The organism is Novosphingobium sp. PhB57 (genome assembly GCF_004342985.1).
GTDB lineage: Bacteria > Pseudomonadota > Alphaproteobacteria > Sphingomonadales > Sphingomonadaceae > Novosphingobium.
The window spans coordinates 947,138-972,658 of sequence record NZ_SMBO01000001.1 but is presented as its reverse complement, the minus strand read 5'-3'; the positions used below and the strand labels follow the sequence as shown (position 1 = coordinate 972,658).

General features: G+C 65.4%; 21 protein-coding genes. 12 read left to right on the top strand and 9 right to left on the bottom strand.

Annotated features, from left to right (window positions below):
• Positions 1-13: 13 nt before the first annotated feature.
• Positions 14-2,788, bottom strand: a complete 2,775-nt coding sequence (locus EDF58_RS04380) for an ATP-dependent DNA helicase (protein WP_132262981.1) — start codon at positions 2,786-2,788, stop codon at positions 14-16.
• A gap of 167 nt (positions 2,789-2,955) precedes the next feature.
• Between EDF58_RS04380 and EDF58_RS04375 the strand changes: the two genes are divergently transcribed.
• The 4 genes from EDF58_RS04375 (at position 2,956) to EDF58_RS04360 (ending at position 6,451) form a co-directional block, all read left to right on the top strand.
• Positions 2,956-3,747 carry a PadR family transcriptional regulator gene (locus EDF58_RS04375; protein ID WP_243654068.1) on the top strand — a complete coding sequence of 264 codons (792 nt, stop codon included), beginning with the start codon at positions 2,956-2,958 and terminating at the stop codon, positions 3,745-3,747.
• On the top strand, positions 3,744-4,037 hold the full coding sequence (locus EDF58_RS04370) for a DUF2218 domain-containing protein (protein WP_132262979.1): 294 nt from the start codon (positions 3,744-3,746) through the stop codon (positions 4,035-4,037). Before EDF58_RS04375 ends, EDF58_RS04370 begins: the two co-directional genes overlap by 4 nt.
• 177 nt (positions 4,038-4,214) lie before the next feature.
• Positions 4,215-5,849, top strand: a complete 1,635-nt coding sequence (locus EDF58_RS04365) for a lysine--tRNA ligase (protein WP_132262977.1) — start codon at positions 4,215-4,217, stop codon at positions 5,847-5,849.
• A gap of 20 nt (positions 5,850-5,869) precedes the next feature.
• Positions 5,870-6,451: a DUF1003 domain-containing protein gene (locus EDF58_RS04360; RefSeq protein ID WP_132262975.1), complete on the top strand. Its 582-nt coding sequence runs from the start codon at positions 5,870-5,872 to the stop codon at positions 6,449-6,451.
• Between the two features lie 129 nt (positions 6,452-6,580).
• Here EDF58_RS04360 and EDF58_RS04355 read toward each other — a convergent pair whose 3' ends face one another.
• From EDF58_RS04355 to ettA, 3 genes are all read right to left on the bottom strand, one after another.
• Positions 6,581-7,246 (bottom strand): 2OG-Fe(II) oxygenase, encoded by a 666-nt coding sequence (locus EDF58_RS04355; protein WP_132262974.1) that lies wholly within the window; start codon positions 7,244-7,246, stop codon positions 6,581-6,583.
• Positions 7,247-7,358: 112 nt separating this feature from the next.
• Positions 7,359-8,402 (bottom strand): RcnB family protein, encoded by a 1,044-nt coding sequence (locus EDF58_RS04350; RefSeq protein ID WP_243654067.1) that lies wholly within the window; start codon positions 8,400-8,402, stop codon positions 7,359-7,361.
• A gap of 225 nt (positions 8,403-8,627) precedes the next feature.
• Positions 8,628-10,301, bottom strand: coding sequence for an energy-dependent translational throttle protein EttA (gene ettA, locus EDF58_RS04345; protein WP_132262972.1), 1,674 nt, complete (start codon positions 10,299-10,301; stop codon positions 8,628-8,630).
• Between the two features lie 312 nt (positions 10,302-10,613).
• Between ettA and EDF58_RS04340 the strand changes: the two genes are divergently transcribed.
• A complete protein-coding gene (locus EDF58_RS04340) occupies positions 10,614-12,002 on the top strand; it encodes a M28 family peptidase (RefSeq protein ID WP_132262970.1) in 1,389 nt (462 codons plus the stop codon).
• Between the two features lie 145 nt (positions 12,003-12,147).
• On the opposite strand, the gene EDF58_RS04335 is transcribed toward EDF58_RS04340, so the two are convergent.
• The 3 genes from EDF58_RS04335 to EDF58_RS04325 form a co-directional block, all read right to left on the bottom strand.
• Positions 12,148-13,050 carry a CoA ester lyase gene (locus EDF58_RS04335; protein WP_132262968.1) on the bottom strand — a complete coding sequence of 301 codons (903 nt, stop codon included), beginning with the start codon at positions 13,048-13,050 and terminating at the stop codon, positions 12,148-12,150.
• A 357-nt stretch (positions 13,051-13,407) separates the two neighbouring features.
• Positions 13,408-14,313 carry an SDR family NAD(P)-dependent oxidoreductase gene (locus EDF58_RS04330; RefSeq protein WP_132262966.1) on the bottom strand — a complete coding sequence of 302 codons (906 nt, stop codon included), beginning with the start codon at positions 14,311-14,313 and terminating at the stop codon, positions 13,408-13,410.
• A gap of 42 nt (positions 14,314-14,355) precedes the next feature.
• Positions 14,356-15,093 (bottom strand): TetR/AcrR family transcriptional regulator, encoded by a 738-nt coding sequence (locus EDF58_RS04325; RefSeq protein WP_243654066.1) that lies wholly within the window; start codon positions 15,091-15,093, stop codon positions 14,356-14,358.
• A gap of 72 nt (positions 15,094-15,165) precedes the next feature.
• Here EDF58_RS04325 and EDF58_RS04320 point away from each other — a divergent pair, with 72 nt between their 5' ends.
• The 7 genes from EDF58_RS04320 (at position 15,166) to EDF58_RS04290 (ending at position 22,563) form a co-directional block, all read left to right on the top strand.
• Positions 15,166-16,527, top strand: a complete 1,362-nt coding sequence (locus EDF58_RS04320; RefSeq protein ID WP_132262964.1) for a hypothetical protein — start codon at positions 15,166-15,168, stop codon at positions 16,525-16,527.
• Complete coding sequence (locus EDF58_RS04315) at positions 16,524-17,942, top strand: acyl-CoA reductase (RefSeq protein WP_132262962.1); 1,419 nt, start codon at positions 16,524-16,526, stop codon at positions 17,940-17,942. The genes EDF58_RS04320 and EDF58_RS04315 overlap by 4 nt, the downstream gene beginning before the upstream one ends.
• Before the next feature lie 134 nt (positions 17,943-18,076).
• On the top strand, positions 18,077-18,307 hold the full coding sequence (locus EDF58_RS04310) for a biotin/lipoyl-containing protein (RefSeq protein WP_132262960.1): 231 nt from the start codon (positions 18,077-18,079) through the stop codon (positions 18,305-18,307).
• A 75-nt stretch (positions 18,308-18,382) separates the two neighbouring features.
• Positions 18,383-18,925 carry a peroxiredoxin gene (locus EDF58_RS04305; protein ID WP_132262958.1) on the top strand — a complete coding sequence of 181 codons (543 nt, stop codon included), beginning with the start codon at positions 18,383-18,385 and terminating at the stop codon, positions 18,923-18,925.
• Positions 18,926-19,114: 189 nt separating this feature from the next.
• Positions 19,115-20,242 carry a peptide chain release factor 2 gene (gene prfB / locus EDF58_RS04300; RefSeq protein ID WP_132262956.1) on the top strand — a complete coding sequence of 376 codons (1,128 nt, stop codon included), beginning with the start codon at positions 19,115-19,117 and terminating at the stop codon, positions 20,240-20,242.
• 137 nt (positions 20,243-20,379) lie between these two features.
• The gene (locus EDF58_RS04295) at positions 20,380-21,081 is read left to right on the top strand and encodes a class I SAM-dependent methyltransferase (RefSeq protein WP_243654122.1); all 702 of its coding nucleotides are present in this window, start codon (positions 20,380-20,382) and stop codon (positions 21,079-21,081) included.
• A 75-nt stretch (positions 21,082-21,156) separates the two neighbouring features.
• Positions 21,157-22,563 carry a nitronate monooxygenase gene (locus EDF58_RS04290; RefSeq protein WP_132262952.1) on the top strand — a complete coding sequence of 469 codons (1,407 nt, stop codon included), beginning with the start codon at positions 21,157-21,159 and terminating at the stop codon, positions 22,561-22,563.
• 100 nt (positions 22,564-22,663) lie between these two features.
• Here the strand turns inward: EDF58_RS04290 and EDF58_RS04285 are convergent, their stop codons facing one another.
• Together EDF58_RS04285 and leuA are read right to left on the bottom strand one after the other, a co-directional pair.
• The gene (locus EDF58_RS04285) at positions 22,664-23,527 is read right to left on the bottom strand and encodes a GGDEF domain-containing protein (protein ID WP_132262950.1); all 864 of its coding nucleotides are present in this window, start codon (positions 23,525-23,527) and stop codon (positions 22,664-22,666) included.
• A gap of 242 nt (positions 23,528-23,769) precedes the next feature.
• A complete protein-coding gene (leuA, locus tag EDF58_RS04280) occupies positions 23,770-25,443 on the bottom strand; it encodes a 2-isopropylmalate synthase (RefSeq protein WP_132262948.1) in 1,674 nt (557 codons plus the stop codon).
• Positions 25,444-25,521: the final 78 nt, after the last annotated feature.

Genomic DNA, 25,521 nt, shown 5'->3' with positions numbered 1-25,521 from the left:
GTTCGCTGATCGGTCAAATGGGCGGTTGGCTGGGCGGGGCTTCGGCGGTGCCGGCTGCCTCGTCTGGTTTTTCGCTCCCCCCGGAACTGCTCCCTGCTAAACTGTTCTCTCCTGAACCATTCCAGCTCACGCGTTGCAAGGCTTCCTCCAGCGAAATGCGAAGCACCGGGGTGCCGGCCGGGAAGGCGCTGAGCAGCCGCGACGGGAATGCCGAAGACAGTACCACGAAGTGCCCGCGGTCGCCGCGGCTGCGGATGAGCCGTCCGAAAGCCTGGGCCAGCTTGGCGCGGATCAGGCTGTCGTCATAGGAGGAGCCGCCGCCGGCCAGCCGGCGCGCGCGGTGCAGGATGGTCGGGCGCGGCCAGGGGACCTGTTCCATGATGACCAGTCGCAGCGATTCTCCCGGAACGTCCACTCCGTCGCGCAGGGCATCGGTGCCCAGCAGCGAAGCGGCCGGATCGTCGCGGAAGATGTCTACCAGGGTGCCGGTGTCGATCGGATCGACGTGCTGCGCATAGAGCGGCAGGCCCGCGCGGGCGAGTCGATCGGCGATGCGGCCGTAGACCGCGCGCAGGCGCCGGATCGCCGTGAACAGTCCGAGCACGCCGCCGCCTGCCGATTCGATCAGCCGCGCATAGGCCCCGGCCAGCGCCGGAATATCGCCGCGCGGGATATCGTTGACGATCAGCACTTCGGCCTGGGCGGCATAGTCGAACGGGCTGAGATGCTCCGAAAGCCGGGGCGCCACTTCGATATGGGCGGCGCCGGAACGGGCGATGGCCTTGTCCCAGCTCTCGCCGTCGCGCAGCGTCGCCGAAGTCATGACGACGCCGTGGGCGGGTTCCAGCACGACGCTGGCGAAGGGTTTCATCGGGTCCAGCCAATGGCGATGAATGCCGACGTCGTATTCGCGCGCCTCGGAACGATCGAGGGCGAGCCAATCGACGAATTCCGGATCGGCGGGTCCATTGAGGCGGCCCAGCATGGATTCCCAGGCGAGCAGCAAGTCGACGCGCCAGGACAGGGACTGGCGCGCGCCTTCGATCCGGGCGCGGCCCTGGCCGTCCAGCCAGTCAGGTCCGTCCTCCAGCAGGGCTTCAAGGCGCAGCCCTAGCCGGACGAGGGGCTGGCGCAGTTCGCCAAGCGCCTCGCGTGCTGCCTCGGTTACTTCCGCGAAGCCGCCCTCCAGCCCCGCCGCTTCGGTTTCGAGGCCGTAGCCGGCCTCCTGTCCGCCGCTTTCGTCGCGCGCGTAGACGGTGGCGCGTACCGCCGCGAGCAGTTCCTCGATCGGACCGGAAGCCTCACCTTCGGTCAGGCGCTGCATCCAGCCGTCGCCGGGAAGCGCCTCGGCGGCGGCGCGCGCAGCCTCGATCGCCTTGGCGCCGGCTTCATCATAGCTGGCGACATCGGCGAGCCGGGCGGAGAGGCCGCGCCGTCTGCCGCGCGAGGCTTTCTCGGGACCGATCACCCAGCGGCGCAGTTCGATGGCCTCGCTGCCGGTGAGGGCTGCCGCGAAAGTCGAGTCGGCGGCGTCGAAGACGTGATGGCCTTCGTCGAAGACGATGCGCGTGGGACGGGCGGCGTGATCGCGCCCGCGCGCGGCGTTTATCATGACCAGCGCGTGGTTGCCGATCACCAGGTCCGCCCCGGCGCTGGCGCGCGCGGCGCGCTCGATGAAGCATTTGCGATAATGCGGGCAGCCCGCATAGACGCATTCCCCGCGGCGGTCGGTGAGCGCGGTGATGCCGCGTTGGCGGAACAGCGTGCCGAGCCAGCCCGGCAGGTCGCCGCCGATCATGTCGCCGTCCTGGGTATAAGCGGCCCAGCGCGCCACGAGCTGCGCGAGAATCGCCGCGCGGCCGGCGAAACCGCCTTGCAGCGCGTCTTCCAGATTGAGCAGGCAGAGGTAGTTCTCACGCCCCTTGCGCACGACGACGGGCCGCGAGCCATCCGCGCGCCGGTCCGGCCAGGCGCGGCGGCTTTCCTTGCGAAGTTGGCGCTGCAGGGCCTTGGTATAAGTGGAAACCCAAGTGGTGCCGCCCGACAAGCCGCTCCAGAGCGAAGCCGGCGCGAGATAGCCGAGCGTCTTGCCGATGCCGGTTCCGGCCTGGGCCAGGAGGACGTGCGGCCGGCCCGAGGACTGGCGCGGGGCGAAGGCGGCGGCGGCCTCGGCAGCATAGGCCTGCTGGGTCGGTCTCTGCTCCGCGTCGCTGCCGGTCAGCTCCGCAAGGCGTTGCAGCACTTCGCCGCGTTCCAGCGTGACTTGCCGGGGCTGGGGCAGTTCCGGGCTCTCCTCCCATTCGGGCAGGCGCGTGAAGAGCCAGCGTTCGGCGCGCTCGGGCCGGGCGACACGCGGGTTGAGCAGGGTAGCCCAGGACCAGCGCATGCGGGTGAGCGATTGCAGTGCGGTCCAGCCGCCTTCGCGCTCGGGCCAGTGGGGACTCTCGCAAATGTCGAGCAGGGCGCCGGCCGCTTCCTGAAGCAGGCGCGGCACGTCGGCATCGTCCTTCGGTTCTTCGAGGCCAAGCGCATGGGCAAGGCCCTTGGGCGTCGGCACCACGAACCGGGCCGGGTGCATGAAGGCGTAGAGTTCCAGCAGGTCGAGCCCCGAGAGATCGGGATAGCCGAGACGCGTGGCGATGAGCGGAGCGTTGAGGATCAGCAGCGGCGTGTCCGCCGCCGACATGACCGCCTCACCCTTGGAAACGGGACGCGTTCTGCCGGCTCCGTCGCGCATCCAGGAACCGCCATGGCTGGCGTGAAGGGCGGGGAGGGGCAGGGCGGCCATGGTGATCGTCTTAGGCAAGCCGCGGACAAAAGGGAAACCTCTGAACCCGCCCCGCGGTCGAAAACCCGGCGCTACAGCAGAAAAATACATCAAGATACATTTTAGCGCCTTGCGAAGATCGATTTAAGATATATCTTGTGGCCATCATGAGAAACAAGAGAGATGAAATGAGAAACATCAACAATCCTTACGGACATGGCGGCTTCGGCCGTGATCGCGGCATGCGCGACGGCATGGAACACGACATGGAGCGGGGCGGCGGCCGATGCGGCCATCGCGCTCATCGCGCTCATCGCCATGAAGAACACGGCATGCGCGGTCGCGGCGGCTTCGGCATGGCCCGCGGGCCGTTCGGCCGCGATGGCGACGGGTTCGAAGACGGCTTCCCCGGTGGCCGAGGACGGGGTCGTGGCGGCCGCGGGGAAGGCTTCGGGGGCGGCTTCGGCGGCGGTTTTGGTGGCGGCTTCGGAGGTCGCCCCGGTGGCGGTCGCCGCAAGCGGCTGTTCGATCAGGCCGAACTCCAGGTGCTCCTGCTTGCGCTGATCGCCGAGGCGCCGCGCCACGGTTACGACCTGATCCGCGAGATCGAGACGCTGTCCGGCGGCGACTATGCGCCGAGCCCGGGTGTCGTCTATCCGGCGCTGACGTACATGGAGGAATCGGGGCTGATCGCTCCGACTGCCGAGGAAGGTTCGCGCAAGTCCTATGAAGCGACCGAGCAGGGCCGGACCCAGACCGATGCCGATGCTGAAAAGGCCGCTGCGCTGAAGCTGCGTCTCTCGGCGCTGGCCGAAGCACGCGAGAAGGTCGATCCTGCCCCGGTCCGCCGCGCGATGCATGCGCTGAAGATCGCCATGTTCGACCGTCTCTCCAAGGACGGCGCCAATCGCGAGGTGATCCTGCAGATCGCCGATGCCCTCGACGAGGCGACCCGCAAGATCGAAAGGATCGAAGGTTGAGCACGATCGCAGCCCGCGTGCCCACGGAGAATGGCGGCAAGTACGTCCGCCAGCTCTGCAAGCACTGGAGCCACAAGCTCCAGACCGAAGTCGAAGGCGATACCGGCACGGTGACCTTCCCCACGGCCGTTGCCACCATGGCGGCCGACGGGGAGGGCATCTCCATCGCCATCACCGGCGAAAACCGCAGCGATGTCGAGGGTTTGACCGACGTGGTCGCTCGCCACATCGATCGTTTCGCCTTCCGCGAGGCGCCGCTGGCCTACGATTGGCGGTGGCGGGAAGATTGAACTCCACACCGCATCCCGGGGGCGATCCGGGGCTGCTGGTCCGGGCGCGCTTTGCCCTTCGCACGGCGCCTCCGGGCCGATGGCGGCTGCCGATCGAGTCCGGGGCGCGGCAATTTCACAGGCCGTGCTTGCGCCTTCGCCCTTGCGAAATGCGCGCTTTTCGCCAAAGAGCGCTGCATGACTGAACAAGCCCTGATCGAAGCCGCACGCGTATCCAAGGCCTGGCCCTTCCAGGAGGCCCAGAAGCTGCTGAAGCGTTTTCCTCAGGGCAAACCCGGCGGCGCGCCCGTGCTGTTCGAGACTGGCTACGGTCCTTCGGGCCTGCCGCATATCGGCACGTTCCAGGAAGTTCTTCGCACCACCCTCGTGCGCCGTGCCTACGAAGCGCTGACGGGCGGCGCGCCCACGCGCCTTGTCGCCTTCTCGGACGACATGGACGGGCTGCGCAAGGTGCCGGACAATATCCCCAACGCCGAAGTGCTCGCCGCCAATCTCGGCAAGCCGCTCAGCCGCATTCCCGATCCTTTCGGCCATGAAGGCGAGCAGGGGCATGAGAGCTTTGCGCATCATAACAATGCGATGCTGCGCGATTTCCTCGACCGTTTCGGTTTCGACTACGAATTCGTCTCGGCCAGCGATCGCTACAATTCCGGTGCCTTCGATTCCGCGCTGACGCGGGTGCTGGAGTGCAACCAGGCCATCCTCGACGTCATGCTCCCCACCTTGCGCGAGGAGCGCCGCAAGACCTATTCGCCGGTGCTGCCGGTTTCGCCCACCAGCGGCGTCGTGCTGCAGGTGCCGGTCGAAGTGCTCGATCCCGCCACCGGCCTGATCCGTTTCACGGACGAGGACGGCACCGTGGTCGAACAGTCGGCCTTCGGCGGCAAGGCCAAGCTCCAGTGGAAGGTCGATTGGGCGATGCGCTGGTATGCGCTGGGCGTCGATTACGAAATGTGCGGCAAGGACCTGACCGACTCGGTCACCCAGTCCGGCAAGATCGTGCAGGTTCTGGGCGGCCGCAAGCCGGAAGGGCTGATCTACGAACTGTTCCTCGATGAGAATGGCGAGAAGATCTCGAAGTCCAAGGGCAACGGCCTCACCATCGAGCAGTGGCTGACGTACGGCACCGAGGAGTCTTTGGGGTTCTACCTGTTCCGCGAACCGAAGAGCGCCAAGCAGCTTCATGTCGGCGTGATTCCCAAGGCTGTGGACGAGTATTGGCAGTTCCGTGGCAATCTGGCCGGACAGGCGCTCGACAAGCAGTTGGGCAATCCGGTCTGGCACCTGCTGCGCACGGCGGGCGGCAACCAGGGCGAGGCCACGGAAGGCGCGGGCGATACCGTGCCGGTGACGTTCTCGCTGCTGCTCAACCTGGTGGGCGTGCTGGGCGCCGATGCGACGGCCGACCAGGTCTGGTCCTACCTTGGCAACTATGTGGCCGACGCCACGCCCGAGGCGCACCCGGAACTCGGCGAGATGGTGCGGGCCGCGCTTGCCACCAACCGCGATTTTATTGCGCCCACCCTCCAGCGCCGCGCGCCCACCGCCAATGAGGCGGAAGCGCTCGCCGTGCTCGACGCCGAACTGGAAAAGGCCGGACCCGAAGCCACGGCAGAAGCGCTGCAGAACGTGGTCTACGAGATCGGCAAGAACGAGGCCTATCAGTTCGAAAGCCTGCGGGACTGGTTCAAGGCGCTTTACGAAACGCTGCTTGGTTCCTCGCAGGGACCGCGCATGGGCAGCTTCATTGCGCTCTACGGCGTGCCGGAAACGCGCAAGCTGATCGCCGAGGCTCTTTCCGCGGCGGGCTGACGTCAGGGATCGAGGCGGCGATGCACAAGGATCCGCGAACGCCCGAGGAACTTGCCGAAGAGTTGCTTGGGCGCAATTTCGCGGAACTGGGAGGCGAGGAGCAGCGCGTGCTCTGCCGCATCGCCTCGGGCACGGTGATCGGGCTGGATGCCGACGAACTTGCCGCGACCCATGCCACCCGCGCGGACCGTCTGGCCGATCGGGTGGCGGCGGTGGGTGGCAGCTGGGGCTTCATCATGGCTTTTGCCGTGGTGCTGCTTGGCTGGATGCTGCTCAACAGCGCGATCCTCCAGGCGCTGGGTATCAGGCCCTTCGACGGCTATCCCTATATCTTCCTGAACCTGATGCTCTCGATGCTGGCCGCGATCCAGGCGCCGGTAATCATGATGAGCCAGAACCGCCAGGCCGACAAGGATCGCATCACGGCGCGCCACGATTACGAGGTGAACCTCCGCACGCAGTTGGAGATCATCCGGTTGCACCGCCGTTTCGACCGGTTCGCGGAGTATTTCGAAGCGCGGCGCTCTGCCGAAGATGGCAAGGAATGCCAGGCGCCGAGCGGCAGTCAGTCCCAAGCCGACGGCGGCCATACCTGCGGGTAGTCATTCGAGCGCCAGCCTCGCAGTCTCTTGTTGTGTTTGTCGGCTCCACCCGCGCGGGAAGACAGTCGCGAAAGCGGCCGACATCTCCCTGCCAATGCCGATCGGCAACAGAGAAGGGAGCCTTGGACCTCAGCGCCAATGGCGCGCCCGGAACCACTTCGTCACGACATATTTGACCCCGCTCACCACCGGGCGCGCCGCGTGCATCGTCAGCGGGTTGGGTGTGCCGTCGGGAAGCGCGTTGTTCCAGATCAGCAGCGATCCCGCGGCAGGCGCGACCTTCAGGTCGAGATGGACGAAATCCGTCGTTCCGCCTTCGTCCACGGCGTTCAGGTAGACCATCGCCGTCCAGCTGCGCTGACCGCCGTTGCGGCTTTCGTGCCTCCAGTAGGGGGCATCGGTGTCGAACCAGTCCCAGTGATCGTGGTAGAATTCGCCCCTGTGGTAGCGCTGGCCCTGGGTGGACTCGCCGTGGCCGGGATCGATTCCGGTCAGCTTGCAGAGCCGGGCGTCGAGCGAGCGGACGATCCGGTCGCGGGGGTTGATGTCGCCCGAGAAGCTGGTGCGGTAGCCGTCCCAGTCGTCCTCGTCGACGAGGCGCGAAGGGCAGGCGACGCCGTCGATCAGGCCGATGACATGGCGGCAATGAGCCTCGCTGAGGAATTCGGCGGCCCTGTAGATTTCCGCCCCTTCCACGGGGAAGCGAGAAAAGGCAGTGTTTCCGGCCAGGCGCTCGCGCACGGAGATGCCGATCCTGGCCAGGGCGTCGCAGTCAGGATGGGCGGAGTTCGGCATCGTCCGGCGAGAGTACCGGCGCCTTGCCGCGGATCAATCGCACTGCCTTAGGAAACTGTGGCTGACTTGCGAAAAGAGCCCCCGGATCGCGAAATCCGGGGGCTCCATCGTGTTACCAGAAGAAGTCGTAGATCACGTCCACCACTTCGCCGGAGTAAGTGTCCACCAGCAGCACGTCGTCATAGTAGCGGACCCAGCGATAGGCACCGTAGACGGGCGGCAGGCGGTACTGCCAGGGATCGTCGAGCCAGTAGTTGTTGCCGTAGAACATCGAACCCAGCGTGAAGCCGATGCTCAGGCGGCGATAGGCGTAGCCGCGATAGGGCGCGTAGTAGCCGCCGATATGGTAGACCGAGCGGTTGCGGTCGCGATAGCGCTGCCAGTCGTAGCGGTTGTCGCGGCGCCAGTCGTTGCGGTCCCAGCGGCGGTTGTCGTTACCGGACCAGCGACGATCGTCGTCGCGGCGATCCCGACCCCAGGCGTTGCGGTCCGGGCGATTGTCGTTGTTGTTGTTCCAGCGGCGGTCGTTGTCGCGGCGGTCCTTGCCCCAGGCATTGCGGTCGGGCCGGTTGTCGTTGCGGTTGTCGTTGTTCCAGCCGGGACGGCCGTCGGGACGGTTGTCGCCCGGCCGAACGTCCGGACGATCCGGGCGATTTCCGCCATTCCAGCGACGGTCGTCGTTGCGGGATGACCCACGCAGGTTATCCGGCGTGGCGCCGTTGTTCCAGCGAACGTCGGAAGTCCAGCTCGGATTGCCGCGCACGACACCGCGATCGGGCCGCTGCGACTGGCCCGCCTGCTGGGGCGGACGGGCATCGTTGCCGGGACGACCACCCTGCGGCGCCTGTTGGGGCTGCTGGCGCTGCTCACCGCCGCGCCAGGCCGAAGGGCGCTGGGCTGCCTGCGGACGCGGCATTTCCGGTCGAGCCTGCTGGGGCTGCTGACGGGCCTGTTGCGGCTGAGGCGCAGGGCGATAGGCGCCCCCGTTGCCGCCCTGGCGTTCTCCGCCGCTGCGGCCTTCGCTGCGGGTACGCTCCTGCCGGGGTTCCGCCATGGCGGCGGCCGGAAGGGTGAGCGCGACGGCAGCGACTGCCATGGCGCCAAATGCGCCGGCCGAGAGAAGCCTTCTCGCCTTCAGTGTATGTTCCTTCTTCATTTTCCGGTCTCCAAAACCGGATTTGCCGCCCGGCGATGACGGTTCATCCTAATGCATACCCCTAGGGGAAATGCACTGTCGGAATGGTGAACCGGGATGTGGCTATTTGTTCATGTTCGATCGCGCTGAAATGAACAAAGCCGCCGACCGGCTTTCCCGGACGGCGGCTTTGGATCTTTCAGCCTTGCGCCATGAACCGGCGCGTCGGCTTCGAGCCTCTGCGGGTCAGCGCGTCAGCTTCTTGTAGGCCAGACGGGTCGGACGGTCGGCCGCATCGCCCAGGCGGCGGCGCTTGTCTTCTTCGTAGGCCTCGAAGTTGCCTTCGAACCATTCGACGTGGCTGTCGCCCTCGAAGGCCAGGATGTGCGTGGCCAGACGGTCGAGGAAGAAGCGGTCGTGGCTGATGACCACGGCGCAACCGGCGAAGTTCTCGATCGCTTCTTCCAGCGCACCCAGCGTTTCGACGTCAAGGTCGTTGGTCGGTTCGTCGAGCAGGAGCACGTTGCCGCCCAGCTTCAGCATCTTGGCCATGTGGACGCGGTTGCGTTCACCGCCCGAGAGCTTGCCGACGTTCTTCTGCTGGTCGGCGCCCTTGAAGTTGAACGCGCCGACATAGGCGCGGGTCGACATCTCGTGCTTGTTGACGGTCATGTAGTCATGACCCTCGGAGATTTCTTCCCAGACGTTCTTCTTCGGATCGAGGTGGTCGCGGCTCTGGTCCACGAAGCCGAGATGTACGGTCGAGCCGATCTCGATCGAACCCTCGTCCGGCGTTTCCTTGCCGGTGAGCAGCTTGAACAGCGTGGATTTGCCGGCGCCGTTCGGGCCGATCACGCCGACGATGCCGCCCGGCGGCAGGATGAACGAGAGGTTCTCGAACAGCAGCTTGTCGCCGTAAGCCTTCGAGATGTCCTTGACCTCGATGACCTTGCCGCCGAGGCGCTCGGGCACCTGGATGACGATCTGGGCCTTGCCGGGCTTGCGGCCGGCCTGGGCATCCTGGAGCTGTTCGAACTTGCGGATACGCGCCTTCGACTTGGTCTGGCGGGCGGCGGGGGTCTGCCGCATCCACTCCAGCTCGTCCTTGAGCGCTTTCTGGCGGCCGGATTCCTCGCGGTCCTCCTGCTCCATGCGCTTGGCCTTCTTCTCTAGGTAAGTGGAGTAGTTGCCTTCGTAGGGGAAGTACTTCCCGCGGTCGAGTTCGAGGATCCAGTCCACCACGTGGTCGAGGAAGTAGCGATCGTGGGTGATCATCAACACCGCGCCCGCGTATTCCTTGAGGTGGTTTTCCAGCCATTCGACGGATTCAGCGTCGAGGTGGTTGGTCGGTTCGTCGAGCAGCAGGATCGACGGCTTCTGGATCAGCAGGCGGGTGAGGGCCACACGGCGCTTTTCACCGCCCGAGAGCTTGTCCACCGGCCAGTCGCCCGGCGGGCAGCGCAGCGCTTCCATCGCGATTTCGAGCTGGTTGTCGAGCGTCCAGCCATCGACTGCGTCGATCTTGTCCTGCAGTTCGCTCATCTCGGCGCCGAGCGCTTCGAAATCGGCGTCTTCCTCGCCCATTTCCATGCCGATCTGGTTGAAGCGATCAACCATGTCGGCGGTCGCGCGCGCGCCGTCCTTGACGTTCTCGAGGACGGTCTTGGTCGGGTCGAGTTCCGGTTCCTGCTCCAGATAGCCGACGGTGATGTTCTCACCGGCCCAGGCTTCACCCGTGTAGTCGGTGTCGATGCCGGCCATGATCTTGATCAGGGTCGACTTGCCCGCGCCGTTCGGACCGACGATGCCGATCTTGGCACCCTGGTAGAATTGCAGGTTGATGTCGGACAGCACCGGCTTCGGAGCGCCGGTGAAGGTCTTGGTCATGCCCTTCATGACGAAGGCGTATTGGGCAGCCATCGGTTTCCTCTGGAAATAGGATCTGGATCGGATAGATTTGCGGCCCGCTCTACAGGCGCGCGGGCCTGTTGCCAAGGGCAGCGGCCCCGGCGCCCCTGGCAGTAGGCATTGGCAGTGCCGGGCGCGTGACGCGGCGGGTTACATATGAGAACAAGATTGTGCCGCGACGGCGAAGTTTCAAGCCGTCATGAAGCGGCGGCCCGCCCGGTCGCGCCCGCACCCGGCCTCCACTGCGCCGCCGCGGCCCGAACCTCATCAGGCAATCGGGATGGACCGGTTGGCAGGAGCGGCAGGGCGCGTTACGCATCTGTCATGCAACGCAGATTCTCCCGCGCGGCGCTTCTCGCCGTCTCTCCGCTCCTCGTCGCCGCTCCGCTGCTGACGTGCCCCGCACAAGCCACCCCCGCCGAGGGTTCGGGCGTCGCCTGGGAGATCGTGGAGGGCCTGACCACCGAGATCGGTCCCCGCCTCGCCGGATCGCCGCAGGAAGGACAGGCGCGCGCCTGGGCCGAAGTCAGGCTGAACGCGCTGGGCTTCCAGAACGTCAAGGTGGAACCGTTCAAGACCCTCGCCTGGACGCGCGGCGAAGAGCACGCGAAACTCACAGCGCCTTACGCGCAGCCGCTGGCCATTGCCGCGCTGGGCATGTCGACGCCCACGCCGGCCAAGGGCCTCCAGGCCGAACTCGTCTATTTCCCGACGCTCGACGCGCTGCGCGCGGTGCCGGACGGCTCGCTGAAGGGCAAGGTGGCCTTCGTGGACCATGCGATGCGGCCGGCGCAGGACGGCTCGGGATACGGCCCCTATGGCGACGTGCGCCGCCGGGGACCGTCGATCGCATCGCAGAAAGGCGCTGCTGCCATCGTCATCCGCTCGGCCGGTACGGACAACCATCGCAATCCGCACACGGGCGTCACCGTGTTTGCCAAGGGTGTGACCGGCATTCCGGCTGGCGCCGTCTCCAATCCCGATGCGGACCTGATCGCGCGCATCGCCGGGCGCGGCAAGCCGATGAAGATAGACCTGACCCTGCTCGGCAAGCCGTTCCCGGATGCCCCCTCGGGCAACGTGATCGCCGACCTTCCGGGCCGCGACCCCTCGCTGCCCAAGATCGTGCTCGCCTGCCATCTCGATTCCTGGGACCTGGCGACGGGCGCCATCGACGACGCCTCGGGCTGCGGCATCGTCACGGCCGCGGCACTGGCCGCGCAGAAGGAGGGCAAGACCCTGCGCACGATCCGCGTGCTCTGGGCCGGAAACGAGGAAATGGGCGTCACCGGCGGCGGCAGCAAGGCCTATGCAGAGATGCATGGGGACGAGCCCCATGCCGTGGCGATGGAAAGCGATTTCGGGGCGGACAAGGTCTGGCAGTTCCGCCTGACGCTCGCCGAAAGCAACCAGGCGATGGCGGAACGGATCAAGGCGGCGCTCTGGCCGATGGGCATCGTCTATCACGAAGGCGCGGCCACGGGCGGCGCCGATGTCTCGGGCATCATCGCCAAGCAGGAACTGGCCGTCGTCGATCTTGGGCAGGACGGCATGCACTATTTCGACTTGCATCACACGCCGGACGATACGCTGGACAAGGTCGATCCGGCGGCTCTTCAGCAGAACGTGGATGCCTGGACGGCCGTGCTGAAAGTGATCGCCAACGAGCCCGGCGCGATCGCGCGGGTGCCAGGTTCGAAGGGCGAAGGCTGACGGTTTGGCGAGGCGACGATCATCGTCGCCTCGCTATCGACCAGGCTGATCTCGTCCAGGCCTCGTTATCTTCGCCAGGGCAAGGATCGCGCTACTTTCCGACAGCTGGCGCGGCCTCCGATTTGGCGCATGCACCGCCGCTTTCCTACCTCATGCCGCCGATCTGCCTTGCGATCTTCACCAGCCGCCGTGCCTGCTCCAGATGCAGCAGTTCGGTCATCTTGCCCTCGACGCGGATAGCGCCCTTGCCCTGGTTTTCCGGCAGGGCGAACGCCTCGATCACGCCCCGCGCCCAGTCCAGGTCGGCTTCGCTCGGAGAAAACACCGTGTTGCAGGGGTCGATCTGGGCGGGGTGGATCAGGCTCTTGCCGTCGAAGCCGAACATCAGGCCCTGCCGCGCCTCGGCCTCGAATATGTCGAGGTCGCGAAACTCGTTGCAGACGCCGTCCAGGATCGACAGGCCGTGGCTGCGCGCGGCGGCGACGGCCATGGCCAGGAACGGCAGGAACGGCGTGCGACACGGCGTGAGCTGCGCGCGCATTTCCTTGGCGAGATCGTTGGTGCCCATGATCCACAGGGAGAGGCGGGTGCTACGGGCCATGGCGGCAATCGCGGGAAGGTTGCCGACGCTCTCGCAGGTCTCGATCATCGTCCAGAGCTGCAACCGCGGCGCCGCGCCGGACAGGGCGGCGTGATAGCGTGCGATGTGCTCGGGCGAATCGACCTTGGGCACGAGCACTGCGTCGGCCTGCGAAGCGGCGATGGCGGCCAGGTCTGCGGCGCCCCACTCGGTGTCGATACCGTTCGCGCGAATGGCGACCTCGCGCTGTCCGAAACCGCCTTCCGCGACGGCGGCAATGGCGGCGGCGCGAGCGGCCTTCTTCGCTTCCGGCGCGACGGCGTCCTCAAGGTCCAGCACGACCATGTCGCAGGGCAGGGTGCGCGCCTTGGCGATGGCCTTGGCGTTCGAGGCGGGCAGATAGAGGGCGCTGCGCCGGGGACGCTCCGCGCCATGGCGCGTGCCAGTATCAGAGGAAGAGACGGTCATCGGGCAGGGCTCCTCGCAGTTGGCGGAGGCATTGCGGAGCCGGGCAGGCAGGTCAAGGCTCACGGCGCTTGACGTCGGTCGAGACCCCCGCAGCGATGGAGGCGCCCGGGAAAAAATTCGCCTTGAATGTTGCTACAGGGCTGACGGGTAGTGCAAACGTTTGAAAGTTCGTGTAGCAGCGCGCCGTCGTATTCGATCGTTCCTCCTCCTCCACGATCGAAGAACGCGCGGGCCGGAACTTTTCGGCTCACGCTGCGATAGCCCTTTACGGGTCGCACAGCCGTCTCGCGACCGCTTCACGAAGAAGCGGCGCGGGACGGTTTTTTTATGGGGGACCCGTTGCGGAAAGCCCCGGCCTCATAGAGTCAGCGGCGCTTCCAGCACTTGCTCCAGAATGCGCTCGCTTTCCTGCCAGAGTTTTTCCGCTTCGAAATCGTCCAGCGCCTGAGGCGCCGGCGTTTCCTCGGCAAGATCGTGGAAGTAGTGGCCGCCCTTGCCGCCCAGATCGGGATCGGTCGCCAGCCAGACGATCGTGCGGGCCGGCTGTTCCGGCGCGGCGCATTCGTTGGCGGCCATGTAGGCCTGCATGGCCTCGTCCCCGTGGCTGGCGAAGTTGGAGCCGACCCGGCCCGGATGCATGGCAAGGGCGACGATTCCCTTGTCGATCAGCCGGCTGTGCAGCGCCCGCGCATGAAGCAGGTTGGCGAGCTTGGCCTGGCAATAGGCCGTGCCGGGCTCGAAGGCGGCCTTCATCATGAGGTCGTACCAGCGCATGCCGGCGCAGGCCCGGTGGCCGCTGGAGGAGACGGCGATTATCCGCACTTGTCCCGGCGGGGCATCGCCGGCCGCGCGTTCGAGCAAGGGTTGAAGTTCACGCGTGAGCAGGAACGGTGCCAGGTGGTTGGCCGCAAAGGTCGCCTCCAGTCCTTCCGAAGTCGCGTGATATCCGTCGCGGACACCGCCCGCATTGTTGACGAGCACGTCGACCCGGTCCGTGAGCGCGCGAATTTCTCCGGCCACGCGGCGGACCTCATGCATTTCCGAAAAGTCGCCGCGCAGCATGTCGACGCGGGCGTTTTCTGAGCCTGCCGCCCGAATTTCGGCCTCGGCGTCCTCACTGCGCTTGCGGTCGCGGCCCGTGCCGATGACGTGCCAGCCCATGCGGGCGAAAGCCGCGGCGCTGGCCCGGCCGATCCCGGAACTCGCCCCGGTGACGACGACGCATCGCTGGCGGACCTCGGGCTGATCGTCTTCTTGCGGCATCGTTCTGTTCTCCCTGATGAAATCCGGTTCGGCGCGGCGCTCTCAGCGTGGGAGAGCGCCCTTGAGGAACAGCCTCACGGCGAAGCGAACCCTTCGGTCCACATCCTGCGCCGGAAGCTCGTTCCCCGAAATCAGGAAACGTACGGGGGCGCTGACCACCATGCTCATGAACACCGTGGACGAAAGCATCGCGTCCTCGATGGCCAGGCGTCCCGCGCGGGTCTCTTCGTCCAGGATATCCGCTAGAAACCGCACGGTGGGGAGGGCGGCGATCTCGTAATAGGTCTGGAAGATGTCCGGAAAGCGGTAGGCCTCGGTGTTGATGAGGCGCTGGAGTTTCACGCCCTCCGGCGACCCTGCGAGCTGGATGCGCAGCATGGCGATGCCCACGAGCGTCTCTTCCAGGGTGTCTGCGCGGGTCGCCGCGATGGTTTCGGCACTGGCGGCGCGGCGTTCGGTCCCCCGCTGGATGGCGGCGCGGAACAGGGAGGCCTTGTCCGGATAGCGGGCATAGACGGTGCGTTTCGTCATGCTGACTTCGGCGGCCAGTGCCTCGATTGTCGTCGGCTCGAACCCTTTGTCGAGAAAATGGTCGAAGGCGCAGTCGAGCAGCTGCGCATGACGCGCCTGGGCCTGTTCGCGGGTGGGCCGACCGGCGCGGACGGGCGAGGGCGGGGCGTCGGTGGCAGCGATACGCTTGGGTTGGATCGTCTCGGGCATCTGGCCATTCGAGCCGATCGCGCTTGCGCTGCCAAGAGGATCGTGAATAATGATACGCATGAGTTGTCATTAATCGAGTCGTGCGGATCTGTCCACTGGAGGCGGAGCGCACGGCGATCCGGGAGAGAACGAATGGGTGAAGCCGTCGACAGGCTCATGGCGCTGGTCGCCGATCCGCAGCGTTTCAGTTTCAGTGCCGAGGAACTGCGCGCAACGCAGGTTGCTGCGCTCGACGAGCGCTTCCAGGAGCGGAAGGATCGCATCAAGCTGTTGGCTCTGCGTGCCCGCGATGCCGGGATCGATAAGATTGGGTCCGTGGCGGACATGGTGCCGCTGCTGTTCCCGCACACCGCCTACAAGTCGTACCCCGAGAGCTTTCTGATGGAGGAGCGCTGGGACCGGCTGACCAAGTGGCTCGGCACGATCTCGCCTTATCCGATCGAGGGGCTGGACCTCGAAGATGTCGAGGGCATCGACGACTGGATCGAGCGGCTGGCGGCGCTTGGCTATTTCATCTCCTGCTCCAGCGGCACCACCGGCAAGTCGGCCATGCTGATCGCCTCGCAGAAGGACATGGACTGGTCGAAGATCGACACGGTCAACGTCTTTGCGTGGGGGTCGGGCGTGGTTCCGGCGCAGGACCGCGTGATCGTCGGCTGTGCGCCGGTGGCGACCGTGCCCAAGAATGCGACGATCGCCCAGGCGCAGTATGAGGCATTTGCCGATCCCGCGGCGCCCCGCTGGCACTATCCGGTGCCGCCGATCACCGTGGGATCGCTGACCTCGATGGTGGTGATGCGCAAGAAGATCGCCGATGGCACTGCCCGTCCGGATGAGATTGCCGCTTTCGAGGAAACTTCCGCCGCGCGCGCCAAGGCGGTGGCCGATGCCATCCCGGCGACGGCGCAGTTCATCATCGAGAATCGCCATCGCAAGCTGCAGCTTTCGGGCTTGTGGAGCGGCCTCTGGCAGGTCGCCAAGGCGGTGCGTGATGCGGGCTATGGCCGTGCAGACTTCCATCCGGACAATTCGATCTATGTCGGTGGCGGGCTGAAGCGCGCACAACTTCCCGATGATTATCAGGAGTATGTGTTCGATACCTTCAATATTCCTGAGGATCGCCACTTCCAGAACTACTCGATGCAGGAACTGAATTCCGGCATGCCGAAGTGTCGCGAGGGCGGGCGCTATCACGTGCCGCCGTGGATCGTTCCGGTGCTGCTCGACAAGTCGGGCGATGCTCTTGTCGAGGGGGCCCTCGACCACACTTCAGGTGAAATGGAAGGTCGCGCCGCGTTCTTCGATCTTTCGCTCGACGGGCGCTGGGGCGGAGTGATCACGGGTGACCGGATCTCGCTCGACCATGGCCCCTGCAAGTGCGGCAACCACGGTCCTTCGATCCGCGACAACATCGTTCGCTACGCGGATCTGGAAGGGGACGACAAGATCGGCTGCGCGGGCACGGTCGACGCCTATGTGCGAGGTGTAGCATGAACTCCGTAACGCAAGTTGCTGAAAACGAAGAACTCGTTTCGGCTCCGTTCTTCCTGCGTGGTGAGGTACTGCACGGCACCGATGTAGTCCAGACGTCGCGTGACCTCGGCGTGACTTTCGCGACGCCCAGGATACCTTTCGACCGCGCGGTGCCGCCGCGCACTGAGGTGCCGCCGCTGCTGAACGTGCCGCTGGCCGAAATCATCGACTTCCTTGTCGAGACCGGCCAGCGCCTCATCGCTCCTGACAACGACCACATGCAGGAATGCATCGAACGGATGTGCCGCACGCACATCCTGCCGCGTGCCGTGGTCGAGAACACCGCGCGCCATGCCGCAGCCTATCTCGACAAGCGCGTGCTGATGGCGGAGGTGGAGCAGAACTTCCCCGATCCGCGCGCGCTCGATGAGTGGGTGCCGAAGCAGGACTTCACCGGCCGCAAAAGCTTCGTACGCGCCTTCGCGCCCCGTCTGATCCACGTGCTGCCGGGTAATTCGCCGGGCGTGGCGGTGAAGTCGGTGGCGCAGGGATCGATGGTGAAGGGCGTGAACTTGTTCAAGATGAGCAGCGCCGATCCCTTCACCATGGTCGCGATCCTGCGGACCATGGCGGATATCGATGCGAACCATCCCATCGTCCGTTCCATGTCGGCGGTCTACTGGCGCGGCGGTGACGATGCGACCGAGCGCGTGCTCTATCGTCCGCAGTATTTCGACAAGATTGTCGCCTGGGGCGGGGGCGATGCAATAAACAATGTTATCAAGTATTTGGGGCCTGGTTTTCAACTCGTTTCCTTCGATCCCAAGACCTCGATCTCGATGGTCGGGCGCGAGGGGCTGGTGGACGAAGCAACGGTGGACCGCGTGGCGGACCTTTGCTCCACTGACGTCATGACGCTGAACCAGGAGGCCTGCGTCGCCAGCCGCTTCCAGTTCGTGGAGGGCAGCGAGGAGGAAGTGGACCGCTTCTGCGAGCGCCTCCACCACCACATCGCCCGCCGCGCAGCGGAAAGCGGCGACGTGCGCCCGCTCGACCGCGACATGCGCGAGGCGGTGGATACGATGACCTTGATGGACGACGAATACGGCGTCTGGGGCCGGACCGACGGCAAGGGTCTTGTCATCCGCTCCGAAGAGCCGGTCGACTTCCATCCGATCAACAAGACCGCCAACGTCGTGCGGGTGGACAGCCTTGATGAAGCGGTGAAGTGGATCAATGTCGCCACGCAGACGGTGGGCTTCTATCCCTTCGACCGCATGGCCGATTACCGCGACCGGCTGGCCGCCGGCGGTGCGCAGCGCGTGGTCCACCTGGGCGAGGCGGGGCCTTCGACGATCGGCAATCCGCACGATGCGATGTATCCGCTTCACCGCTTCGTCCACTGGATGGCGCATGAGGATGGCAAGCCAGATTGAGGCTCTCATATCGCCGGCGCGGATAGCGGGGTGGGCGGCTTGCCTGCCCCGCGCCTTGCGCTAGTCAGAATGGCAAATCGCCGTGATGGGGCAGGGGCCTCGGGCACGCGAAATCCTGGAGGACTGGAAGTACCATGGCCGTTGAAATCCTGCTCCCGAAGATCGGTTTCTCGATGCAAGAAGGCCAGGTTGCCGAATGGCTGGTCGGCGATGGCGCCGCCGTGACCGAAGGCGAGCCGCTGTTCTCGCTGGAAGCTGACAAGTCCACCAATGAGGTGGAGGCGCCCGCCTCGGGCACCCTGCGGATCGTCGCAGCGGTGGGTGAGACCTATGAGGTTGGCACGGTGCTCGGCTACATCGAATAAGCGGCAGGAACGGAGGCGCGATCGGGGCCGGGAAGGGACTGGACAGGTCCCTTTCCGAAGTTCAGATTGCCCGCCATGCGCAAGATCCTGCCCGCCGCCATCGCGGCTCTCGCCCTCGCTGTTTCCGCCGGTGCCGCTCAGGCCGCATTGCCCGTCGGAGCCAAGGCTCCCGCGTTCTCGACGCAGGGCGCAAAGGGCGGCAAGGTCATGGCCTTCGACCTCAAGGCGGCGTTGAAGAAGGGGCCGGTCGTGCTCTACTTCTATCCCAAGGCCTTCACGCAGGGTTGCACGCTGGAAGCCCATGCGTTCGCCGATGCGACCCCCGATTTCGCCAAGTTGGGCGCCACCGTGGTAGGCATGTCGGCCGATGACCTGCCCACGCTGCAGAAGTTCTCGACCGAAGCCTGCCGGGACAAGTTCGCCGTCGCCGTGGCCACGCCGGCGATCACCAAGGCCTACGATGTAGCGATGAAGCGCGAAGGCGTGCCGGCCGGCATGACCGACCGCACCAGCTATGTGATCGCGCAGGACGGGCGCATCGTCATGGTTCATTCGGAACTCGACTACCGCGACCATGTGAAGCTCACCCTTGAGGCCGTGAAGAAGCTCAAGGGCTGAGGGCCGCGCTGATTGCAGCGGGCTGAGGCGGCCTGGGACCTCCACCGGGTGAACAACCGCACTCCAGCCTTGAACAGCACCCCCATAGGCGGGTAAGAGCGCCGTTTCCGCGCGCCACTTTGCTCGCGCGCTTTACATATGCCGTCGCTGCGCTATGCGCGCGCTGTCGCTTCTTGGGAGTTTCAAGTCATGCGTGCCGAAGGGCAGGCCCACATTGCGCGTATCGAGAAGGCCCTCGCGCTGGTCCGCAAGTTCCTCGATTGGGACCGCGCCCTGCGCCGGTTCGACGAGCTGAACGCGCGTGTCGAAGACCCCACGCTTTGGGACAAGCCCAAGGAAGCCGAAGCGGTGATGAAGGAGCGTCGCCGTCTTGAGGCTGCGATCGGTGCCGTGAACGATATTGGCCGCGAAATGCAGGACGCCATCGAGTTCGTCGAACTGGGCGAGATGGAGGACGACGAGGATACCATCAACGAAGGTATCGCCACGCTCGCCGCTCTTGCCGAACGCGCCGACCAGGACAAGGTGACCGCGTTGCTTTCCGGCGAGGCCGACAGCAACGACACGTATCTCGAAGTCCATGCCGGTGCCGGCGGGACGGAAAGCCAGGACTGGGCCGAAATGCTCCAGCGCATGTACACGCGCTGGGCGGAGCGTCACGGCTACAAGGTCGAACTGGTGGACTACCACTCGGGCGAAGCCGCGGGTATCAAGAGCTGCACCCTGCTGATCAAGGGCGAGAACGCCTATGGCTATGCCAAGACCGAAAGCGGCGTCCATCGCCTGGTCCGCATCAGCCCTTACGACAGTTCGGCGCGCCGCCACACCAGCTTCTCGTCGGTCTGGGTCTACCCGGTGATCGACGACAGCTTCGAGATCGACATCAACCCGGCGGACCTGAAGATCGATACTTATCGCGCTTCGGGTGCGGGCGGGCAGCACGTCAACACCACGGACTCGGCAGTGCGCATCACGCACGGTCCGTCCGGCATCGTCGTCGCCAGCCAGATCGACCGTTCGCAGCACAAGAACCGCGAAATCGCGATGGGCATGCTGAAGGCGCGTCTGTTCGAGGAAGAGATGCGCAAGCGTGAGGAAGCGGCCAGTGCCGAACACGCCAGCAAGAGCGACATCGGCTGGGGCCACCAGATCCGGTCCTACGTTCTACAGCCCTACCAGCAGGTGAAGGACCTGCGCACCGGCGTCGTCTCGACGGCACCCGGTGACGTGCTTGACGGCGCGCTCGACCCCTTCATGGCCGCCGCGCTTTCGCAGCGCGTGACGGGTGAGAAGGTCGAAGTGGAAGACGTCGACTGAGATCGGTAGCGGAATTCGAACCCGCGCTTCGGCAGCGATTTTGCCAAGCGCGGGGCGAACCGCTAAAGGGCCGCATGCGCTTGTCCTTCCCCCTTTCCTGCCGCTCCGCCCTGGCGGTGTCGACGCTCGCGCTCGGCCTGGTTCTGGGGGGGTGCCACCGCGAGCCGGTCGACGAATCGCGGGCCGAAAGCGCGCGCGCCTTTCCGGTGGCGGACCGCCCGGTTTCCAGGACGCCCGACGGTGCCGTCGGCACCGAAGTCCAGCGCGACAGCCTGAACGAGGCGCAAGTCGTCATGGACCTGGCTAGGATCGAGCCGGGCATGAGCGTAGCCGATCTCGGCGCGGGTGAAGGCTACTACACGGTTCGCCTGGCCCAGCGCGTCGGCACCAAGGGCCGTGTGCTGGCCGAGGATATCGACCGCGCGGCGAACGAGCGGCTGGGCAACCGCGTGATGCGCGAGGAGCTGGAGAACGTCTCCATCAAGCTCGGCACGCCGGACGATCCGAAACTGCCGGAAAACAGCTTCGATCGCGTCTTCCTGGTGCACATGTACCACGAAGTGACGGAGCCTTACGCGTTCCTCTGGCATTTGCGGCCTTCGCTGCGCGAGGGCGGCCGCGTGGTCGTCGTCGACGTCGATCGCGCCAGCGACAGCCACGGCATTCCGCCGCAACTCCTTTTCTGCGAATTTGCGTCCATGGGCTTTCGTTTGACGGAATTTGTCCGTAAGCCGGAGCTCCAGGGCTACTACGCACAGTTCGAGGTCGCCGGTCCGCGTCCGGAGCCGGCAAACATCGTACCTTGCCGGATATCCGGCAACACCATGACGCAAAAGTAGTGCGTCAGTAGCACAGGGCGTATACAGGGCCGCTGAACCGGCGTGCCTCACGCCGGGGGAAAGACGAAAGAGAAAATGGGTTTCAAGGGTCTCAAGCCGATTGTCTATGGTGGACGCGAAGTCTGGCCGCTCGTTGAGGGCGGCAAGGGTGTTGCCGCGACCAACCACATGAGCTCGGGCGCCTGGGCGGCGGCCGGCGGCATCGGTACGGTCAGCGCCGTCAATGCCGACAGCTATGATGCCGAGGGCAAGATCGTCCCGCAAGTCTACAACGCCCTTACCCGCAAGGAGCGGCACCAGGAACTGATCGACTACGCCATCGACGGCGCTGTCGAGCAGGTTCGCCGTGCCTACGAGATTTCCGGCGGCAAGGGCGCGATCAACATCAACGTCCTTTGGGAAATGGGCGGCGCCCAGACCATCCTCGAAGGCGTTCTGGAGCAGACCCGCGGCATGGTCACGGGCGTGACCTGCGGTGCGGGCATGCCTTACAAGCTGTCCGAGATCGCGGCGCGCTTCAACGTCAACTACCTGCCGATCGTCAGCTCCGGCCGCGCTTTCCGCGCGCTGTGGAAGCGCGCCTATCACAAGGTGCCCGACCTGCTGGGCGCGGTGGTCTATGAGGATCCCTGGCTCGCCGGCGGCCATAACGGCCTGTCGAACGCCGAAGATCCGCTCAAGCCGGAAGATCCCTATCCCCGCGTCAAGGCGCTGCGCGACACCATGCGCGCGGAAGGCATTGCCGACACCGTGCCGATCGTCATGGCCGGCGGCGTCTGGTTCCTGCGCGACTGGGAAAACTGGATCGACAATCCGGAACTGGGCTCGATCGCCTTCCAGTACGGCACGCGCCCACTGCTGACGCACGAAAGCCCGATCCCGCAGGCGTGGAAGGACCACCTTCGCACTCTCGAACCGGGCGATGTGCTGCTGCACCGTTTCTCGCCGACCGGGTTCTATTCCTCGGCGGTACGCAACCCGTTCCTGCGTAATCTCGAGGCGCGTTCGGAGCGCCAGATTCCTTACTCGAAGGTCGAGGCCGGCGAGCATACCGTGCGTCTCGACGTCGGCGTGAAGGGCAAGAACTTCTGGGTCGCGCCCAAGGATCTCGACCGTGCGCGTTCGTGGTCGGCGCAGGGCTTCACCGATGGCCTGCGCACACCGGATGACACGATCATCTTCGTCGATCCCGCCGAGCGCGACGATATCCGCAAGGACCAGGCCGACTGCATGGGCTGCCTGTCGCATTGCGGATTCTCCTCGTGGAAGGACCATGACGACTACACCACCGGCCGTCTCGCCGATCCGCGCAGCTTCTGCATCCAGAAGACGCTCCAGGACATCGCTCACGGCGGCCCGATCGACGAAAACCTGATGTTTGCCGGCCATGCCGCCTACAAGTTCAAGCAGGACCCGTTCTATTCCAACGGCTTCACGCCGACGGTGAAGGAACTGGTCGATCGCATCCTGACCGGCGACTGATCGCCTGGGAAACGGACCGATACAGGAAAAGGGCGGCTCTCGGGCCGCCCTTTTTTGTTTCATCGACCGAAGTCCGACCTTCGGATCCGGCCGTCCTGCGTCAGGAGCCGACTTCCTGCCCGGCCACCGAGGCGGCGCGGCAGGTCCGGTCGCGGCCCGAGCGCTTGGCTTCATAAAGGGCCTCGTCGGCAGAGTGCAACGCGGCCTCGATGTCTTCGTCGTTCCAGCAGCAGAGGCCGGCGGAGAAGGTGATCGGGTGCCCATCGACAGTGCCGATCGGCTCCTCGCGCATGCGGGCGGCGAGCCGGGCCAGTGTCCAGTCCGCTTCGTCCTCGATGCACTCGTGGAACAGGATGGCGAACTCTTCGCCGCCCCAGCGAGCCACCATGTCGGCGCGGCGTATCTGTGAAGAGAGCCGGTCCGCGAATGCGCAGAGCACCCGGTCGCCTTCGTCATGGCCGAGCCGGTCGTTGACTTGCTTGAAGAAGTCGATGTCGACGATGGCCAGGCAGCCTTTGCGCTGGTGGGCGGGCAGGGCCTGGACCTGCTCCAGGAAGCCGCGACGGTTGGCGATCCCGGTGAGGGGGTCTTCCAGTGCCGCGATGCTGAGGTCTTCCATCTGTGCGCGCGTGGCGGTGGCTGCGCGGTGGACGCCTGCGTAAAGCGTCTGGATCACGTCGCCCACTTCAGGGAGCGGTGCGCCGTCCTCTTCCTTCGGATTCAGGGCGGCCGCCAGGGCATGGATCGGGTCAAGCAGGGCCCCTATACCGAACAGGGCGAGGGCGGTGCCCAGGACCGTCGCCAGGGTCAGCAGGACGAATTCGAACAGGGCGATCCGCCCGGTCGACAGGCCCCACACACAATAGCCGATCAGCGGAAGATGAGTGGCGAGGAAGCAGATGGCAAAGATGCGCAATCGCAGCGAGCGCGGAAATATGAAGGACGTTGCGAGGTAGAACTGCATTCAGGCATCCCGGTTCTCGTTAGAATTGCCGGAAAAAATTGTCGACGGTTCTAAACGGTTCCTAAAAATTCATCGTTAATTTGCGTACGCAAGATGAGCCGTGCGACCTCCATGGCCGGTCGTTTCGCTCCGTTCCCTGTGCACATAACGACTGAGGCGGGAGTCCGCAGACCCCCGCCTCAATCGATTTCAACTCATTTAATTCAATGCATTGCCGAAAAGGCCGGAGCGTGGAGGGATACTCAGCCACGCACCGTGTTGGCAGCGCTCAGCACGGCGCGGACACTGGCGGTCGCCACGTCTTCGTCGATGCCGACACCCCAGATGACGCGCCCATCGGGCGTCACGCATTCGACATAGGCGGCGGCGCGGGCGTCAGTGCTCTTGCCCATCGAATGCTCGGCATAGTCGCGCACGTCGAGGGTCACGCCGAAGCTTTCCGCCAAAGTCGCGGTGACCGAGGAGATCAGGCCGTTGCCGCGACCGGATACCGACTGCTCCTTGCCGTCGACGCCGATCTTGCCGGCGAAGACGCGGGTGCCGTCGGCGGCCTTGGCTTCTTCCCAGTCGATCAGCTGGAAGTGCTGCGGATCGTCGATGCGATAGGCCTTGCGGAACACGTTCCAGATGTCGGCGGCCTGGAGTTCGCGGCCGAGTTCGTCGGCCAGTTCCTGGACGTGCTTCGAGAAGTGCGCCTGCATGCGCTTGGGCAGCTTGAGGCCCTGGTCCTGCTCGATAACCCAGGCGAAACCGCCCTTGCCGGACTGCGAGTTGACGCGGATCACCGCTTCGTAGTCGCGGCCGAGATCGGCCGGATCGATCGGCAGGTAAGGCACGGCCCAGATCTCGTCGTTGCGCTTTTCCTGCGCCGCGAAGCCCTTCTTGATGGCGTCCTGATGGCTGCCCGAGAAGGCGGTGAACACCAGTTCGCCGCCGTAGGGATGGCGTTCCGCGACCTTGAGCTGGTTGCAGTATTCCACCGTCTGGATCACTTCGTCGATGTCCGAGAAGTCCAGCTGCGGGTTCACGCCCTGCGTGTACATATTCATCGCCACGGTGACGAGGCAGCAGTTGCCGGTGCGCTCGCCATTGCCGAACAGGCAGCCCTCGACGCGGTCGGCGCCGGCCATCAGCCCCAGTTCGGCGGCAGCCACGCCGGTGCCGCGGTCGTTATGGGTGTGCAGCGAGATCACGGCCGATGCGCGGTTCGGCAGGTTGCGGCAGAAATACTCGATCTGGTCGGCATAGACGTTGGGCGTCGCCGCCTCGACCGTCGCCGGCAGGTTGAGGATGATCGGGTTTTCCGGCGTCGGCTGGAGAATCTCCATCACCGCCTCGCAGCACTCGATCGAGAAATCGAGTTCGGCGGTGGAGAACGTCTCGGGCGAGTATTCGAATTGCCACTGGGTGCCGGGATACTTCGCCGCCTGGTCGCGCATGATCTTGGCGCCGTTTTCAGCGATGCCGCGGATCTCGTGCTTTTCCATGCCGAACACCACCGTGCGCCACAGCGGCGAGACGGCGTTGTAGAGGTGGACGATCGCGGCGTGAACGCCTTCCAGGCTCTCGAACGAGCGAGTGATCAGGTCTTCGCGCGACTGGGTCAGCACCTGGACCAGCACGTCTTCGGGAATGCGGTCGTTCCTGACGAGGCCGTTGATGAAATCGAACTCGGTCGCGCCCGCGCTGGGGAAGCCGACTTCGATCTCCTTCAGGCCGACCTTGACGAGCAGGTCGAAGAAGCGGTTCTTCTTTTCCGCGCCCATCGGGTCGATCAGCGCCTGGTTGCCGTCGCGCAAGTCGGTCGAGAGCCAGCGCGGCGCCTTGGTGATGACCTGCGAGGGCCACTGGCGGTTCGGCAGGTCGATCTGCGGGAAGGGACGGTACTTGACCGAAGGGTCTTTCAGCATGGTCATGGGTAATCTCGCTCGGAAATGATCTTCGTGTCGCTGGCTTTTTGCCATTGGCTAGCCTGCTTGCGTCTTGCCGGCCTG